This window comes from Phaeodactylibacter sp. (genome assembly GCF_040219495.1).
Lineage (GTDB): Bacteria > Bacteroidota > Bacteroidia > Chitinophagales > Saprospiraceae > Phaeodactylibacter.
Map to the genome: position 1 here is coordinate 22,381 of NZ_JAVJSK010000121.1, position 15,200 is coordinate 37,580.

12 protein-coding genes are annotated in these 15,200 nt (G+C 54.7%); 5 read left to right on the forward strand and 7 right to left on the reverse strand.

The genetic code is table 11. The annotated features are described in order from the left end of the window. Positions 1–107 precede the first annotated feature (107 nt). Positions 108–1,352 (forward strand): permease, encoded by a 1,245-nt coding sequence (locus tag RIC19_RS18990; RefSeq protein ID WP_350179939.1) that lies wholly within the window; start codon positions 108–110, stop codon positions 1,350–1,352. Here RIC19_RS18990 and RIC19_RS18995 read toward each other — a convergent pair. Beyond that, entirely contained in the window at positions 1,329–1,817 is a 489-nt protein-coding gene (locus RIC19_RS18995; RefSeq protein WP_350179940.1) for a PIN domain-containing protein, read from the reverse strand. The two genes, RIC19_RS18990 and RIC19_RS18995, sit on opposite strands and share 24 nt — an antisense overlap. After that, positions 1,814–2,059, reverse strand: a complete 246-nt coding sequence (locus RIC19_RS19000) for a UPF0175 family protein (RefSeq protein ID WP_282773865.1) — start codon at positions 2,057–2,059, stop codon at positions 1,814–1,816. Before RIC19_RS19000 ends, RIC19_RS18995 begins: the two co-directional genes overlap by 4 nt. A 32-nt stretch (positions 2,060–2,091) precedes the next feature. On the opposite strand from RIC19_RS19000, the gene RIC19_RS19005 reads away from it, so the two are divergent. Both RIC19_RS19005 and RIC19_RS19010 read left to right on the forward strand, forming a co-directional pair. Next, the gene (locus tag RIC19_RS19005) at positions 2,092–3,846 is read left to right on the forward strand and encodes an efflux RND transporter periplasmic adaptor subunit (protein ID WP_350179941.1); all 1,755 of its coding nucleotides are present in this window, start codon (positions 2,092–2,094) and stop codon (positions 3,844–3,846) included. Between the two features lie 128 nt (positions 3,847–3,974). Beyond that, the gene (locus RIC19_RS19010; protein WP_350179942.1) at positions 3,975–4,355 is read left to right on the forward strand and encodes a heavy metal-binding domain-containing protein; all 381 of its coding nucleotides are present in this window, start codon (positions 3,975–3,977) and stop codon (positions 4,353–4,355) included. A gap of 69 nt (positions 4,356–4,424) precedes the next feature. Here the strand turns inward: RIC19_RS19010 and RIC19_RS19015 are convergent, their stop codons facing one another. Next, the gene (locus tag RIC19_RS19015; protein WP_350179943.1) at positions 4,425–5,804 is read right to left on the reverse strand and encodes an RtcB family protein; all 1,380 of its coding nucleotides are present in this window, start codon (positions 5,802–5,804) and stop codon (positions 4,425–4,427) included. Positions 5,805–6,029: 225 nt separating this feature from the next. On the opposite strand from RIC19_RS19015, the gene RIC19_RS19020 reads away from it, so the two are divergent. After that, positions 6,030–6,761: a porin family protein gene (locus RIC19_RS19020; protein WP_350179944.1), complete on the forward strand. Its 732-nt coding sequence runs from the start codon at positions 6,030–6,032 to the stop codon at positions 6,759–6,761. Positions 6,762–6,766: 5 nt separating this feature from the next. On the opposite strand, the gene RIC19_RS19025 is transcribed toward RIC19_RS19020, so the two are convergent. After that, positions 6,767–7,609 (reverse strand): anti-sigma factor family protein, encoded by an 843-nt coding sequence (locus RIC19_RS19025; protein WP_350179945.1) that lies wholly within the window; start codon positions 7,607–7,609, stop codon positions 6,767–6,769. Positions 7,610–7,613: 4 nt separating this feature from the next. Then, the gene (locus RIC19_RS19030) at positions 7,614–8,180 is read right to left on the reverse strand and encodes an RNA polymerase sigma factor (protein ID WP_350179946.1); all 567 of its coding nucleotides are present in this window, start codon (positions 8,178–8,180) and stop codon (positions 7,614–7,616) included. A gap of 202 nt (positions 8,181–8,382) precedes the next feature. Between RIC19_RS19030 and RIC19_RS19035 the strand changes: the two genes are divergently transcribed. Then, complete coding sequence (locus tag RIC19_RS19035; protein WP_350179947.1) at positions 8,383–10,539, forward strand: caspase family protein; 2,157 nt, start codon at positions 8,383–8,385, stop codon at positions 10,537–10,539. Positions 10,540–10,572: 33 nt separating this feature from the next. On the opposite strand, the gene RIC19_RS19040 is transcribed toward RIC19_RS19035, so the two are convergent. Together RIC19_RS19040 and RIC19_RS19045 are read right to left on the reverse strand one after the other, a co-directional pair. Beyond that, entirely contained in the window at positions 10,573–11,583 is a 1,011-nt protein-coding gene (locus RIC19_RS19040) for a pirin family protein (protein WP_350179948.1), read from the reverse strand. A 57-nt stretch (positions 11,584–11,640) separates the two neighbouring features. Then, the gene (locus RIC19_RS19045; protein WP_350179949.1) at positions 11,641–15,084 is read right to left on the reverse strand and encodes a caspase family protein; all 3,444 of its coding nucleotides are present in this window, start codon (positions 15,082–15,084) and stop codon (positions 11,641–11,643) included. Between the last annotated feature and the right edge of the window lie 116 nt (positions 15,085–15,200).

A 15,200-nucleotide genomic window follows, 5' to 3' on the forward strand; every position in this document is an offset into this window, starting at 1 on the left:
CCCTACCGTTTCTCCATCAATACCGAAAGCGTGGCGCTCGTACCGCCCTTCCTGGAGCACAAACACTTCCGCCAAACCCATTTTTCACACGATCAAAACGCCAAATGATGCAAAATTTTCTACAAAACTGGGGCAATGCCGCCTACACCAGCGCCGGATTTTTCTGGATGGCGCTGTGGGCCTTCATCCTCGGCTATTTCCTCAGCAGCCTGATACAGATACTCGTGACGGAAGAGCGCATGCAGCGCACGATGGGCGATGCCCGTTCCAAAAGCATGCTGCTGGGCACCTTCTTTGGCTTTATCAGCAGCTCGTGCAGCTTTTCGGCACTGGCGACGACCAAATCGTTATTCCAGAAGGGCGCGAGCTTTTCGGCAGCAATTGCGTTTCTGCTGGCTTCCACCAATCTGGTGATCGAGCTGGGCATTATCATTTCTATCTTTCTCGGCTGGCAGTTTGTGGTCGGCGAGTACGTGGGCGGCATGCTGCTCATCGCCATCAGCTGGCTCATCATCCGGCTCATCAACCCGAAAAAGCTGATCAAAAAGGCCCGGGAGCACCTCGGCAAACAGCAGGAGGAGGACGATGATGCGGATAAATCCTGGAAAACCAAAATCCGCTCTTCTAAAAGCTGGGCCAAGATCGCCAAGCAGTATGTGATGGAGTGGAAGATGGTATGGAAAGACGTGACCATCGGCTTTACCATCGCAGGCATTGTCGCCGCGTTTGTGCCGGACAGCTTTTTCCGCAGCCTGTTCATCAACAGCGGGACAGAAGTGACTACGTATAGCTTTTGGAGCCTGCTGGAGCACGTGGTCATCGGACCGGTGGCGGCCTTTATGACCTTCATCGGCTCAATGGGCAATATTCCGCTGGCGGCGCTGCTGTTTAGCAAAGGCGTAAGCTTTGCCGGGGTGATGGCTTTCATCTTCAGCGACCTTGTGGTCTTTCCGGTATTGCGCATCAACGCCAAGTACTACGGCTGGCGGATGTCGCTGTTCATCCTGTTTTTGCTGTTCAGCTCGCTGATTGGCACCGCGCTGGCGCTGCACTATGGCTTCGACCTGCTGGGCTACCTGCCCGACCCGAAAGCCGTTAGTGTCACCGAAACGGAACACTTTAAAATTGATTATACCTTTTTCCTCAACCTCGGCTTCCTGCTGCTTACCGCGGGCCTGGTCTACCACGGCCTTTTCCGACGTAAGGATGTCATGCACCATAAGGAGATGGCGCCTAAGAGCAAAGTACTGGAGCAAACGCTGAAGTATTTGGCTTGGGTGAGTTATGTGTGGCTGGTTGGGGGGCTGGTTGTAAGGTTTTTTTATTGCTTAATCTTCCCCTGCTTTGAGTAAAACAGCTTTATATAACTTTTCGCTTATGAAGAATTTAGCGTCTTTGATTAACGAATCAACTATAGGTTTGAGCGAAGGAATAACTCCTTTCGCTTTAGCACGCAACAGAATACCCAGAAGACCAGTGACCTCAATACCTAGCGCTTCGGCTTTAGCCCTACCTTTTTTCTCATCTATAAGCAGAAGAGGAATATTCAGCTCCAGAGCTAGTACTATGGCTTCCGACTCACCTGGGTCAAGCTCTTCGAGTAGGCTTTCAACATCTTCTTTATTCTTGACAGACTTCACGCTGAGAATGTCTGTTTGGAAGATACTATGTACATCATGCCCGAAAGCTTCCAGCCCCTTCAATTCTTCAGCAACTTTATCAGGTATAATCACTGTTTCGAAGAGCGTATTTAACAGTTGGAGTTTATCGATTAGGAATAAGTTTCCAATTACAGAGGTGTCGCTTACTACCTTCATAAACCTAGTTTTTCCAAGGTTTCCAAGTCATCTTCCAAGTCTTCAATATCGTAATTTATCGGCACCTTCCGCTCGTACAGCGCGGCTTGAAAGGCCATGCGGTGCAGACCAGCAAAATCAGCAGCTTTGCCTAAAGACAATATTTCGCGCTGATATAGCGCTACTGCTATTTCCAGCGTCAATTCCTCTTCTGTCAATCCGGAAGCTTGCAGAACTTGGTCAGATATGTTTAGCGTCATCATTTGCAACATTTAAGGTCTAAACTAATAATACCATGCAACAAATAAAAGTTCCCCTCCTCATCCTGATCGCCCTTTTGGTAGGTCTGGGTGCCGGTTACCTCCTCTTCGGCGGCGGCACAGCAACTGAAGCCGCGGAACACCAACACACATTGGAATCAACGGATTCAGCAGGCACCACCTGGACCTGCTCTATGCACCCGCAGGTTCGCCGGGAAGAGCCGGGCGACTGCCCGATATGCGGTATGGACCTGATCCAACAGAGCGAGATGGCTTCCAGCGACCCACTCAACTTTGAGATGACCCGGGAGGCTGCCCGTCTGGCCAATATCCAAACTACGATAGTCGGGGAGTCGACTACCGAGTCGGGCACTGCGCTACAACTCAGCGGCAAAGTGCAGGCCGATGAGCGCCGGGCGTCGAGTCAGGTGGCGCAGGTGCCGGGGCGTATCGAAAAGCTCTACGTATCCTTCACCGGCGAGCCGGTCTACAAAGGCCAAAAGCTGGCGGAACTGTACGCCCCGGACCTCATCACGGCGCAGCGCGAGCTACTGGAGGCGGTCAAGCTGGAGGCGGTCAATCCCAAATTGGCGGAAGCCGCCCGTAGTAAGCTCCGGTACTGGAAAATCCCGGCCGGGCAGATTGATCAAATTATAGAACGCGGTGAGATTCAGGAAACCTACCCGCTGTACGCTACGCAGAGCGGTGTGGTGACGCAGCGCCGGGTAGCCGTTGGTGACTATGTGGCGCAGGGAGAACCGCTGTTTGACCTGATGAACCTGAGTACCGTCTGGGTCGTCTTCGATGCCTACGAGGAAGACCTGCCGCAAATTAAGGTAGGCGACCGCATTACTTTTTCCACCCCTGCCGTACCGGGGCAACGCTTTTCCGGCAGAGTCACTTTCATTGATCCTGTCCTCGACAAAGACCGGCGGGTGGTAGCAGTGCGCACCGAAGCCCGCAACCCCAACGGAAAGCTCAAGCCGGAAATGCTGGTGACGGGTGAACTCCTGGCCGAAGCAGCTGATGAGCAGTTAGCCTTTACCGTACCCAAATCTGCTGTACTTTGGACAGGGGAGCGCTCGGTCGTCTACGTCAGGGTGCCCGACACCCCGGTCCCTACTTTTCAATACCGGGAAGTAAAGATTGGTGAAGCCCTGGCCGACCGCTACCGGGTGCTCAGTGGGCTGGAAGCTGGTGAAGAGGTGGTCACCTATGGCAACTTCTCCATCGATGCTGCCGCTCAGCTCAGCAACCGATCAAGTATGATGAACCGCGACATCCAAATCAAAGGCGCTCCTGAGAAAAAAGCATTGCCCAATTACCGCACAGAAGTTCCTCGGGGCTTTAAACAGCAACTGGGAAGTGCCATAGAAGCGTATCTTCGCCTCAAAGATGCACTCGTTGCTACCGATGCGGAATCAGCCGCAGGGAATGCAGAGGCATTTATCGAAAAAATGAACCAAATAGACAGCGGGGTACTGTCGGGCGATGCCCTGAAATACTGGCAGCAAGAGCAGGGAGCGCTCTTGTCGCACGCCAAACAAATGACCAGTACGGCCGAGGTCGCTGAACAGCGTGCACAGTTTGGCTTCCTCTCCCAATCACTGATCCGAACCGTAAAGGCGTTTGGTGCAGCCGAGCAGACCTACTACGTGCAGCACTGCCCGATGGCTTTCGATTGGGATGGAGCGGACTGGATCAGCGATGCAGCGCAAATCCGTAACCCTTACTTTGGGGATGAAATGCTGACCTGTGGTACGGTAGAAGAGACGCTGACTACAGAATAAAGGCATCTCGGTAGAACCGGGATGGGAAGGGGCAGCGCTGTTTTGACCCTGTAATGATCCCCGACGCATCAAGTTTACTCTATTCATTCATACATTCGCCTCTTTGGAGGCTCCTAAATTTTAGAACAATGAAAAATTTGAAATTTTTGAATTTTCTGCTGCCTGTTTTTGCACTGTCTTTATTCGTTGTTGCCTGTGGTGGCAATACCGAAAACACTCAGGGCGACTCGGCTACAGAACAGACGGAGGAAACCGGGCATATGGAAAACGGGGACCACATGGACCATATGGGTGCGGAGGCAGATGCCGGCAAACAGGGCAAGGAGTACACGGCTGCCTATATCTGCCCAATGCACTGCGAAGGGAGTGGCAGCGATGCGCCCGGCGAGTGCCCGGTTTGTGGTATGGATTACGTGAAAAACGAAGATATGCCTGCGGGTGACCATGACCATGACCACGACGGTGACCATGACCACGATCATGATGACCACGAGGGGCATAATCACTAAGGAGTGTTTTTAAGAACAAGCTCTTAGAAAAAGGCAGGGCCCCGGATCATCCAAATCCAGGGCCCCGCTTTACTTTCGTTGCTTTTTCCGCTTCTTCCGCCAGGGCGCATCCCGCTGCCAGTCCCCCGCCATGATACAACCGTAGGGGATGACCCGGTCCACCACTTCCCCCAGCCCAAACTGCTTCATCTGCCGCTGTACGGCATCCGCATTTTTGTAAGCCGAAGGAAGCTCAGAGATATCAATGTTGCCCGAGAAAAAGCGGACATCCAGCCCGGCCGTTTCTTCCGCAAAGATCGCCTCCATGCTGCGCCCGCCCTGATTGCGGATGTGCTGCGAACGGCTCACATTCCGCCCGGCGCCATGAGGGGCAAAGCCGAGGTTGCCAGCGGTGGCTTCCCCTTTCACGATCAGTACCGGCTCGCTCATGTTGAGCGGGATAAGCCGCAGCCCCTCGTGGGAGTCCGGCACAAATGCGTCGGTTAGTGGGGTGGCGCCCTTAGCGTGGTAGAAGCGGTTGCCTTCTTTGAAGACAAAGTTGTGCTCGTTCCAGAAGCGCAGGGTGTGGTCCACCTTCAGCCGCCGGCAGGTGGTCTCGTGCAGTACCTCGTGGTTGAGCTTCGTCCACTGCCGCACGAGCTGCAGGGCTTCCCAGTAGTGCTTACCATGCTCCTCCTCGTAGGGAATCCAGGCATTACCCGACAGGGTTTTTGGCGACAGCTCCCGGCGGTAGCTTTCCGCCAGTGCCATGCCCTTTTTATACAAATGCGCCCCCAGCCCCCGGCTCCCGTGGTGGGTCACCATGATGGTCTCCCCGGTCTGCTCCGACTGCCCGACGAACAAAAAGTGGTTCCCATCACCCTGTGTGCCCAGGTGGGATTGGGCCAGTATCTGGCTTTTATCGTCCCGCAGGAAGAAGTTGCCCTGCATCTGATCAGTAAGCTCCGCGGGGAGCTCAAAGCCGCCCGAGGTACGCCCTCCGCCGCCAAAGTGGGTGATGCGATGGGCCGTGTCCAGGACTTTCTTAGGGTCAACATGCCCAAAAGAGGTCATCATGACCGAGCAGCAAATATCCGCGCTGTGCATGGCCGGGTGGATGGCATTTTCGGTCACCGCTACGCCACCTACGGGGATACGCCCCTTTCCACCGGTCGGGCAGGCATCGGGCATAACGGCTCCGGCTACGACCGTTGGCGTTTTCATCAGCTCGTCCATGCTGTGGAATACGGCTTCCACATTACTGATCTCGTCCTCCGTTTCTGCTTCGATATTTTTGTGGTAGGCAAGCGGTGCCTTACGGGGGGCAATCGTCCACTGCGCTACGCTGTCGAGGTAAGCTTTGAGGTCATCGCCCTGCAGTTGGTGTTGGTTGGCATGTTGCAGGGCATCGCCAAACCAGCGGCCGGGCTTATAGCCCAAGTCGATTAATGTTTGTCCGGTAATTTTCATGGTTGCCAGGTTTCGGTGATACAAAGTTGAATCGCAAATGCGCAACCATTTTGCGTAGTCATGATTTTTTGGCTTGTTTCGTGGCTTTCAACCCTGAAAGACTAAGAAATCGTTCCATACACCTTCCTAAACGCTTCTCCACTGGCCGATTTTTTTCGACGAAATTTTCCTCGACCTATTGATTACGGGTTAAAATCAGTGCAACTCGCCCCAAAATTGAATCTAATGAAACCAATAATAATCTTGTCTTTAGCGCTGATGCTCACCATTACCACTGCCTTTGGGCAATTGCAGTGGGGCGCCCGGGCCGGCTTGTCGCTTAGTACGGTGGAAAACAACACTCTGTACCATCAGCTGCACAGCACTTCGGAGTCTTCCACGGCCGTTTTGCCGGGCCTGAATGCCGCATTGATGCTGAAAATTCCACTTTCTAACCGCCTCTCCCTGATCACAGAAGCCCAGTATCTACAAAAGGGCGGGCGCATACAAGAGCGCTTCCTGCTGCCGAATACGGGTACGCAGCCCGTTTTTGAGGACTTTGAAACAGACTACAAGGTAGCTACCATTGAGTTGCCCGTTCTGCTGCACTATGAGCTCCTCGACGGTCCTTGGAAACCTGGCTTCTTCGCCGGGCTCAGTTACGGGCGTATCCTTTCACATCGCTTGGAGGGTGATCAAATGTACCTTCCTGATCAAGACCAAATCTTCCTATTGGCTGCAGATGGGGCACCCTTCGAAGAGCAAGCTTCGGTGCCGCTCAGGGGGGAATTTGAGCCGCAGGACTGGAGCCTGGTAGCCGGGCTGTCGCTTTCCCGGTCTATCGGTCAGCACGAATGGGTATTCGATGCCCGTTACCTCCACGATTTTACCGACTGGCGGACGGAGAAGGTAAATGGTAGTGAGGAAGCGCAGCTGCGTAGCCGGGCGCTGGTAGTTTCCGTGGGGTTTTGGTGGTAAATGTTCTACTGCTCGACCTTCCCCACCCAAAGCGCTTCCGCCTCTCCGTCCACACGGACAACGTAGTAGTACAAGCCAGCCGGTAAGTCCAGCGCTGCCTCGTAGGCCAGGAAGTAGGCTTTCTTAGCCGCGAAAGCGATGGGCGCGTCCTCGTCGATTTCCATTACCTGGATTTCCCCGGTGTGGAGGGGGGCATCCGGGTAGTTATCGGGCCGATTGTCGAAGAGGGTAAGGGTCATGGACTGCCCCTCTTCGTATTGGGCGCTCAGCATTTCGCCTTCCAGCGTGAAATCCTGGCCAGAGAAGCGGGCTTCGACGGCGAGTTCGTAGGTAGCGCTCAGTGGGGAGGCGGCTACGAGCGCTTCCAGTGCTGGATTGGGCTGATCGGGGGGGATATTGGCTATTGGCGTATCCTCCGGTGCTGTAGGCGTAGTGGTTTCTTCAACAGGTTCTTCTTCAGGTGCTTCCTCCGGTGCGGTAGGCGAAGGAGCGGGCTGTTCGATCGCCGGGGGCTCAGTGGGAGCAGCATCCGGGGCCGGCATAAAGAAGTAGTAGAGCAGGCTCGCTATGATGATGAGGATAAGAATGCCCAGGAGCAGGCGCAGTGCGCTGCGGTTCTCCGGCTTTCCATTTTCGGCAGGTGCTTCATAGGCTTCGCTAATGGCTTCCAGGTTTTGGCGAAAGGCCCATTCATCAGCATTGCCCAGGGTGCGGTGTACGCGGCGGTGGAGCTCGACTTCTGCCGCCAGGGTTTGATCCCGCTCCAGCTCGGCCTCAAAGGCTTTGCGCTCCGGCTCTGGCAGGGTGCCGTCGAGGTAGGCTTCTATTCGTTCGTATTGTTCCTGCATGGCTTCATTTATTCATGAGTTCAGAATACCGGGCATCGGCTTTTACCCGTTGGATGAGCTGCTCTTTGCATTGGAACTTGCGTTTTTTGGCGTAGCCGACACTGCTGTATTCCATGCGCTCTGCAATTTCTGCCATTTTTACTTTGGCGAAAAACCATTGCAGCAACTGCTGGCAGTCCTGGCCCAATTCCCGGAAAGCATCCCAGAAGACTTGTTCTTCTTCCTGCTGCTCCAGCAGTTGGCTCAGGTTTGCCTCATCAGTGTATTTGTAGTCCTCCGGGATGGATACCTCGTTTCCCGACTTTTTTTGGAGGCGGTTGCCCCAAAGGTTGCGGCAAATGCCGTACAGCAAGGTATAAAACCCACTGGTGAGCTGGAAGTCAGTATCTTGTACTTTCTTGAATAATACGATGAGGGCATCCTGGAAAATATCCTTGGCATCAGCGTCGCTGCCGCCGTTCCTGCGGATGAAAGCGGAAATCCGGGGCAGGAATTCCTGATAGAGTTGTTGCAGCCCTGTCCCGTCATTGTGGCGGATAGCGTTGATGTAGTGTTCGTCTGCTGGACGCATAGTTTTAAACTTATACCGACTAAGCTACAGTTTTTTTTATAAATCTGTGGGTAACCTTGTGGCCCCTTCTCAAATGTAGCTTGCAAAGGTAGAGTGTTAAACCAAATCGGCTCTTAATACCTTACGGCATTACCCGGCACCGTTTTATGGTGCTGTTTGGCCAATTTGACGTATCTTTTCTGACTGAAGCAATCTGAAAATCATGACCGCTAAGCCTTACTTGTTTCTTTTTTTATCTGCCTTGTTGGTGCATATCTCCGCTGCGGCGCAAATTAAGCCTATCCGGCCCTTCAACAGCATCAAGGCTTTGGTGGTAGGGGTGTCCGAATACCGCGATGACCGGATTCCGCAACTGAACTATGCCGACCGGGATGCAGCGGCTTTCGCCGAATTTCTTACCCATGACAGCCCCTGGAAGGTGGAGGAGGAAAACCTGGTCCTGCTGACCAACGAACAAGCCACCTACGGCAATTTCATCAGCGAATTTACCAGGCTAAGCGGGCAATGCGAGCGCAACGACCGTTTTATTCTTTATTTCTCCGGGCACGGAGACGTGGAAGAGGTCTCTGACAAACGCATGGGCTATCTCCTCTTCCACGATGCGCCGCCGACCACCTATGCTTCGGGTGGTGCGTGCATGATCAACACCCTGGATGCCTTTTTCCAACAGCTGATACAGGAAAAAAATGTCCAGGTCATCCTCATCAGTGATGCCTGCCGGTCGGGTACCCTTGCGGGCAGTTCTTACGGGGGGCCGCAAGCGACGACAGCAGCCCTGGCTGAGCTCTTTTCCAATACCGTCAAGCTGCTGTCCTGCGAGTCCGACCAAACGTCTCTGGAAGACAAAAAATGGGGCGGGGGCCGTGGTGTCTTTTCCTACTATCTGGTGAAAGGGCTCAGAGGGCAGGCTGATGCGGATGAGAACCGCTTCGTGGACCTCTTCGAACTGGAGCGCTATGTGCAGGACGAAGTCCTGATGGCTTCGAATCAGGAGCAACTGCCTATCCGGCGGGGGGGCACCGGCAATATGAAGATCAGCCGGGTGCAGCCCGAGCCCAAAACCAATGCCTCTCCACCGCTGCCCGCACAGGATACCAGCTACCTTCCGGACCTGGCCCGGTTTGAGCAGGCCCTTGCTGCCAATCATTTGCTGTACCCGGAGGAGGGCTCCGCTTACCAGCTTTACCAGAAAATCAAACAAATGCCCGGTACCGAAGCCGTGCAGCGCCTGATGATGGTCAGCTTGTCGAGTGCTTTGCAGGATGATGCACAGGCGGCCATCAATGCCTACATCACCACGCCTATGGAGGTGGTGGCTGAGCGCTGGAAAAATGAGGAAGTCTATGCCTATTATCCGGACTATCTGGCTAAAGCCGCTGAACTGGTGGGCGAAAGCAGCTTCTTCTACCGGGAGATCAGTGCCCGGGAGCATTATTTCCGGGGAGTCAACCTCAGGCTAAAAGCCGAAGGGGCCGGCTTGCCCGTCGTCTTGCTGGAAGAAGCCCTGGCGTTGCAGCAAAAAGCACTTAACCTTACACCGGTTGCCCCTCATATTTACAACGAACTGGGCTTATTGTACCGTCGTCTGAACCGCCCGATGGAAGAGTTGAATGCCTTTCAGCGGGCCAATGCCCTGTCGCCGACCTGGGGGCTGGCGCTTACCAATCTGGCCTACACTTACAAACGCCAAAAGCAGTTTGGGGCAGCTGAGGAGCTGTACAAACAGGCCATCGCGCAGGACAGCAGCCTGGCACTCGCTTACTACAACCTGGGCGTGCTGTATGAATCCACGGACCGCCGGGCGGAGGCGATCCAAATGTATACTGCTGCCATGGAGCGGGATGAAAGCTATGCTGCACCGGTTTTCTCCCTTGCCAATCTGTATGCTGATGAGGAGAATCGGCATGAGGAAGCCCTGAGCCTGCTGCGCCGCTATCAGCAACTGGAGCCCGGGGAAATCAAGGGGTACGATATGATGGCTTACCTCTACCTCTACAACGATCAGTTGGAAGCGGCACTGCCGAGTACGGAGCGTATGTACGAATTGGACGGCGGCTCTGACTACAGCAATGACTACCTGGCTTATATTTACTTTGGGCTGGGGCGTTATGAGGAAGCCCTGCCCTTTGTGGAACAGCGCCTGCAGCATGCATCAGAGAAAGCGGCTCACTACCTGGAGCTGGCTGCCTGTCAGGCCCAACTGGGGCAAAATGCAAACGGGCTGGCAACACTGGAAGCGCTGCTCGCCCGTTTGGAAGTCTCTTTGGAGGAATTAGAGGGTCTCGATCAGCTGGCGCCGCTGCGGAGCACTGAGGCTTACCGGGCACTGCTGGACCAGTATTTTCCCGACCGGGATTGATCCGGTTCCATGCAGGTATCCCTCAAAACCGCACTATGCCTTCTCTTCCACCCGGCCATCCACATGCCTGGCGAAGCGACCACGCGACCGCTCGTGCACCTGATCGGGGCGGGGCCAGGGCCAGCCACCGAATTCTGTAGCCTGGTATTCCTGCATGATCTGGATGATGCCTTCCCGGTCATTGGCTACAAAGGGGCCGTGCTGCACGACCGGCTCATTGATCGGCTTACCCTGCAAAAACAGGAAGTAGGCATCCTCTGCGCCGGCTTTCAAAGTCGTGGACTGATCGCTGTGCAGGTCGATAATCTTCTGTGCAGGTATCTCCTGCCCGTCTGTGGTTACCGTAGTACCCTGATAAAAGTAGAGGGAACGGTTGAGCCCGGCACTGGCTGCCGGGAGGGTAAAGGTCTTGCCTGCTGATAGCTTGAGGGTCCAGATGGCTACCTCATTGGCAGGGTCGGCTGCCCAGGAATCCGGGGCGGGAGCCGGTGCCTTGTGCCCTTCGAGTTCGCCGGCGATGATGTCAACTTTCACGCCATCGGCTTCATAAACCGGTACGTTGTCTGCCCAAAGCATCTTAAAGTGCGGCTCCACCCGCTTACTTTTTTGGGGCAGGTTGAGCCAGATTTGGAACAGCTCCAGCGGGTTTTCGGCATCGTCACGCAGGAGGGGGAACATCTCGGAATGCTGTACGCCTTTTCCGGCGGTCATCCACTGCACATCCCCATTGCCGAAGCGCCCGGCAGCACCCAGAGAATCAGCATGGTCAATCAGTCCTTTCTTACCGATGGTCACCGTTTCAAAGCCGCTGTGGGGATGATGCGGAAAGCCAGGTACGGTCTTTCCGTGGTACATCCGCCAGTCGTTGGACGGGTCAAAGTCCTGCCCGATGGCACGGCCGCCCAGGGAGGCATCAGGGCCCAGCTGGGCATTGCCCTTCGGATAGCGGTCATTGTGGTAAGCACAGAAAATGAAAGGGTCCTGTGTGGCCCAGGGGAATCCCAGCGCCCGGACCATTTTGATAGCGGTATTTTGCGTACTCATTATGGCTATTTTGATGTTCTAACATTAAAATAACATCACTTTCGATTTTGTTCAGCCCTACTGTTCTTTAATCGTTTTTCTTACGGCCCGTTCTATTTCCCGGACCGCTCTTTCAGGGTCCAAGGGGGTGGGGATGTCCAACGTGAAATAAGTTTCGTCCCCTTTAAACAGCCGGATTTTAGAGAAGCGGATTTGGTCATCCACAACGGTATAAAGGCCCCGCAGGGCATAGGCCCCGGGGTAGTTGTTTACATCAATGTATAGGTAATTGGCATTTGACCCCTCTTCATTTTCCCGTCGGAAGGTGTTTTCCAGTTGTGGCATCAGGCGGAGGTCGTCTTTCAGGGTCTGTTCATTGAGCAGGGTGGTCCGGATCAGGACAGGCTTCTTCTGCCCAACGGGTAAGGCTTGCTCGTATTTGACAATTCCGATATCAAAGCTGCTGGCGTCGGCGGGGAAGCCCAGCGTGGGGGTCTGTACGCCCATGATAGAGGCGGCGAGGCGGGGTACTTCATCCCGTGCGTGCTGGAAAAGCGCCATTACGTCTACGTATTCCCCATCGGCGTTTCTTGTGGTAGCCAGGCCCAGAATGCCTTTCAGCAGGGAATAGGTCAGTAGCCCCTGCCCGTACTCGCTGGCTTCATAGCTGACTTTGTCTGCGGCACTCCCCGAAAGGATAAACATGCCGGTGCGGTCTTGCATGCGGTCCAGGGCACGGATTTGGCTGGTATTGAGGTTGCGGGCCCCACTGGTGAGTTCATTGACCACCTGGCCGGAATTACAGGCGTCGATCACGAGTACCTGCTTGAGTGCCGGAATACTATTGATCCATTCGGTGAGCTCACCGCTGGAGATGGTGTACCGGGCCCGCACTTCCGGGTCCATGATCATATCCGTATTGGCGATGTCATGGGTCAGGTAGTAAAATTGCCCGCCATCATCATTCCCGATAGACTTACCATGCCCGGACAGGTACACGAGCAGTACATCTTCAGCTTTAGCCTTTTGGCGAATAGACGCGATAGTCGCCTCCACATTCGCTTTGCTGGCGTATTGCCAGATAATATTGGTGTCTTCCAGCCCGGTTTGGTCTTCCGTTGCAGTAGTCAGGCAGTGGACTTCTATGCCGTTAGCGAAAAGGTTGGCACCGACCAGTGCGAGGGTGCGTGCAATAGCCGTGGCGTCCTGAGTGGCGTATTTCAAATCGAGGCTTTCCCCGCTGTAGTCAGAAGTGCCCACGGCAACTACGTACATCTTGGGGTCCAGAGTGCCGGTCGGGGAGTCAGCGTTACTGCCATTTCCCCTTGCCCTTGCCGGGCTATCGTACGACAGGCGGAGAGCTCTGCCTCTCAGCCAGCCTTCAGCATTGAAGGCATAAAGGCTGATGCGGTTGGTGCTGTCCGGGTGGCGCCAGAAGTGACGCTCGTGTTGGCTCAGATCGTAGGTGAACGCTGTGCTGCGGGCCGGATTGGCATCGTAGGCTATTTCTTTGCCGTTGATGAGTATCGCCACTCTGCCGATGCCACCGGAGCGGGCCTTTAGGCTCACCCGGAGCTGCCTGCCCTCCATCTCTGCACTCATTTTGGGGTATAAAGCGACCGTAGTGAACCCCTCTACTGAGCGAATGGGCTCAGGGAGGAACCCGAGTGCCTTTTGCAGCAGGCCAGGCTCATAATACCGTGCTTTCAGCTGTTCCAATTCTATGATTTCCGTACTTTCTTCATCTTCTGTCAGGTAGTACAGTAAGCGCATAGCATCAGGAGAGGCATCAAAAAGCCCTTTGGGGCTGAGCACGATCCAGTCTTTTTGGTCAATCAGGATGAGGGTGGCTACTTCCTGGTGGGTATCCGTACGCCAGATTTTGACCATGCCGTCTTCTGCCCCACTGGCGATATACTTGCCGGTGGGCGAAAAAGCAACAGCTCTGACCTTGCCCCGGTGCCCTTTGTAAGTGTGGAGGCGTTGCCCGTTGGAAAGGTCATAGAGGTGTACCGAACGGTTCCAGGTGCCTAGCAGCAGGTACCGCCCATCAGCTGAAAAAGCGCCGCAGAGGGCATAGCTTTCCTCCGGGTCGTAGAGCCGGTGCTGCAACTGCCCGGAGGGCACGTCCCAAACAAAGGAGGTGGTGCCTTCCTTCAGCTCGGTGCTGGGGATGGCCAGCAACCGGCTCCCGTCCGGGGCAAAAATCGCTTTTTCTACGGTATGGTAGTCAAAATTGGCTCTAGCCAGCTGCCCGGTCGGCTCCATGTTGTCAAGGTCTACAAGTACAGGGGTGTACTGCCGCCCTCTCTCTATGCTTACCTCAAAGCGTACGCCGGTTTTTTTATCGGCAGTCAGGGCTTCAATGCCACCTTCGGATAGCCTTTGTTCCCAATAGGGCCCCTCGTTTAGCGTGATGCTGTTGTAATCCATGGTGGGAGCATCAGGGGCCTTTTGGCTGCAAGTCTCCAGGTCCCAGGTATGGACCATACCATTTTGGGCACTGAAATTTAGTTTTTTACCATCTGCGCTGAAGCTCAAAGCCGCAGGCACCTGATGATGGGCCTGTAGCTTTCGGAGGGTCTGACCGGTCGTGGCGTCCTGTAAGTAGATGGTCCCATCGTCCCCGCCATTGGCCAGTAGCTGCCCGTCGGGAGAAAGGCGGCAGTCCGGAGGTTCGTTGAAGACATAGGGCTCGGAGCGCCTGCCAGTGGACGGGTAAGTGAGCGTAAAGGTTTTGGTGCCCGGGTTGTATTTCCTGACTTGCCCCTGCTCATTGGTCAAAATGACAAAGCTGCCGTCCCGGGCAATATCTTTGAGTTGGTAGCCCTCCGGGACTTCCAGCCGGTAGAGGTGAAGGCCCGTTTGGACCGACCAAAAATCGAACAGGGTTTGGTATTCCACTTCCTCCCCCAGAATGTCCCCATACGCCCAAAAAGTAGCATTAGGGGAGAGCCCCCCGATGCTTTGAAACTTCGCAGGGTTTTGGCTGACTGCGTCCCAGAGTTCTAGTTGCCCGGCTGATACTTTGTAGAAGTAGCGGCCGTCCGGAGTGAAGCCATCGGGTTGGAATTCGGGCGGAGGCAGGCTGTCGGCCGGATTATTCAGCCTGGCCAGGCCGCCGGAACTTTTCATGCCCCATTGGCCATCCGCTGAGAAGCTGCGGAAGGGGTCATCCTTCATGTTTAATCCCCGGTTTTCGGCATTTCGGAAAGTGAAGAATAAGGGCCGGTCGTCTTGCCAGCCTTTGCGGTATTGAATATACTGCAAGTCGGGCGAGGCGATAGCGCCGGGCAGCACCGCTCCTCCTGCTTTGACTGAGGACTTCAACAGTTTGCCCGTTTCTACATCCCAGCGCATCAGGCTGGCGTCTTCCCCGGCCGAGAAGAGGGTCTTCCCGTCCTGAGAAAAACGCAGATTATAAATGATGCCGGTATGCCCGGTTGGGATGCCGAGTTCTACAGCTTGCGCCAAAGCGGATATTGGCAGCAACAGGAGCAGCGTCCGAAAAAGGTAATGCATAGGGAGGTGTGTTGAGTATTTGCTTGATGGAGCTTTCATATTCATTTTTCAGATGTTCATAAACGCTAAGAGATGCTTGTTGGGAATTTACTTTTGGCAAGAGCAGCCCAAAGTGT

Coding starts and splice junctions, on each gene's coding strand:
- RIC19_RS19015 (WP_350179943.1), bottom strand. CDS start 5,804: ATGAAAATTACCGGACAAACATTAATCGACTTGGGCTATAAGCCCGGC.
- RIC19_RS19030 (WP_350179946.1), bottom strand. CDS start 8,180: ATGCGTCCAGCAGACGAACACTACATCAACGCTATCCGCCACAATGAC.
- RIC19_RS19035 (WP_350179947.1), top strand. CDS start 8,383: ATGACCGCTAAGCCTTACTTGTTTCTTTTTTTATCTGCCTTGTTGGTG.
- RIC19_RS19020 (WP_350179944.1), top strand. CDS start 6,030: ATGAAACCAATAATAATCTTGTCTTTAGCGCTGATGCTCACCATTACC.
- RIC19_RS19005 (WP_350179941.1), top strand. CDS start 2,092: ATGCAACAAATAAAAGTTCCCCTCCTCATCCTGATCGCCCTTTTGGTA.
- RIC19_RS18990 (WP_350179939.1), top strand. CDS start 108: ATGCAAAATTTTCTACAAAACTGGGGCAATGCCGCCTACACCAGCGCC.
- RIC19_RS19040 (WP_350179948.1), bottom strand. CDS start 11,583: ATGAGTACGCAAAATACCGCTATCAAAATGGTCCGGGCGCTGGGATTC.
- RIC19_RS19025 (WP_350179945.1), bottom strand. CDS start 7,609: ATGCAGGAACAATACGAACGAATAGAAGCCTACCTCGACGGCACCCTG.
- RIC19_RS18995 (WP_350179940.1), bottom strand. CDS start 1,817: ATGAAGGTAGTAAGCGACACCTCTGTAATTGGAAACTTATTCCTAATC.
- RIC19_RS19000 (WP_282773865.1), bottom strand. CDS start 2,059: ATGATGACGCTAAACATATCTGACCAAGTTCTGCAAGCTTCCGGATTG.
- RIC19_RS19010 (WP_350179942.1), top strand. CDS start 3,975: ATGAAAAATTTGAAATTTTTGAATTTTCTGCTGCCTGTTTTTGCACTG.
- RIC19_RS19045 (WP_350179949.1), bottom strand. CDS start 15,084: ATGCATTACCTTTTTCGGACGCTGCTCCTGTTGCTGCCAATATCCGCT.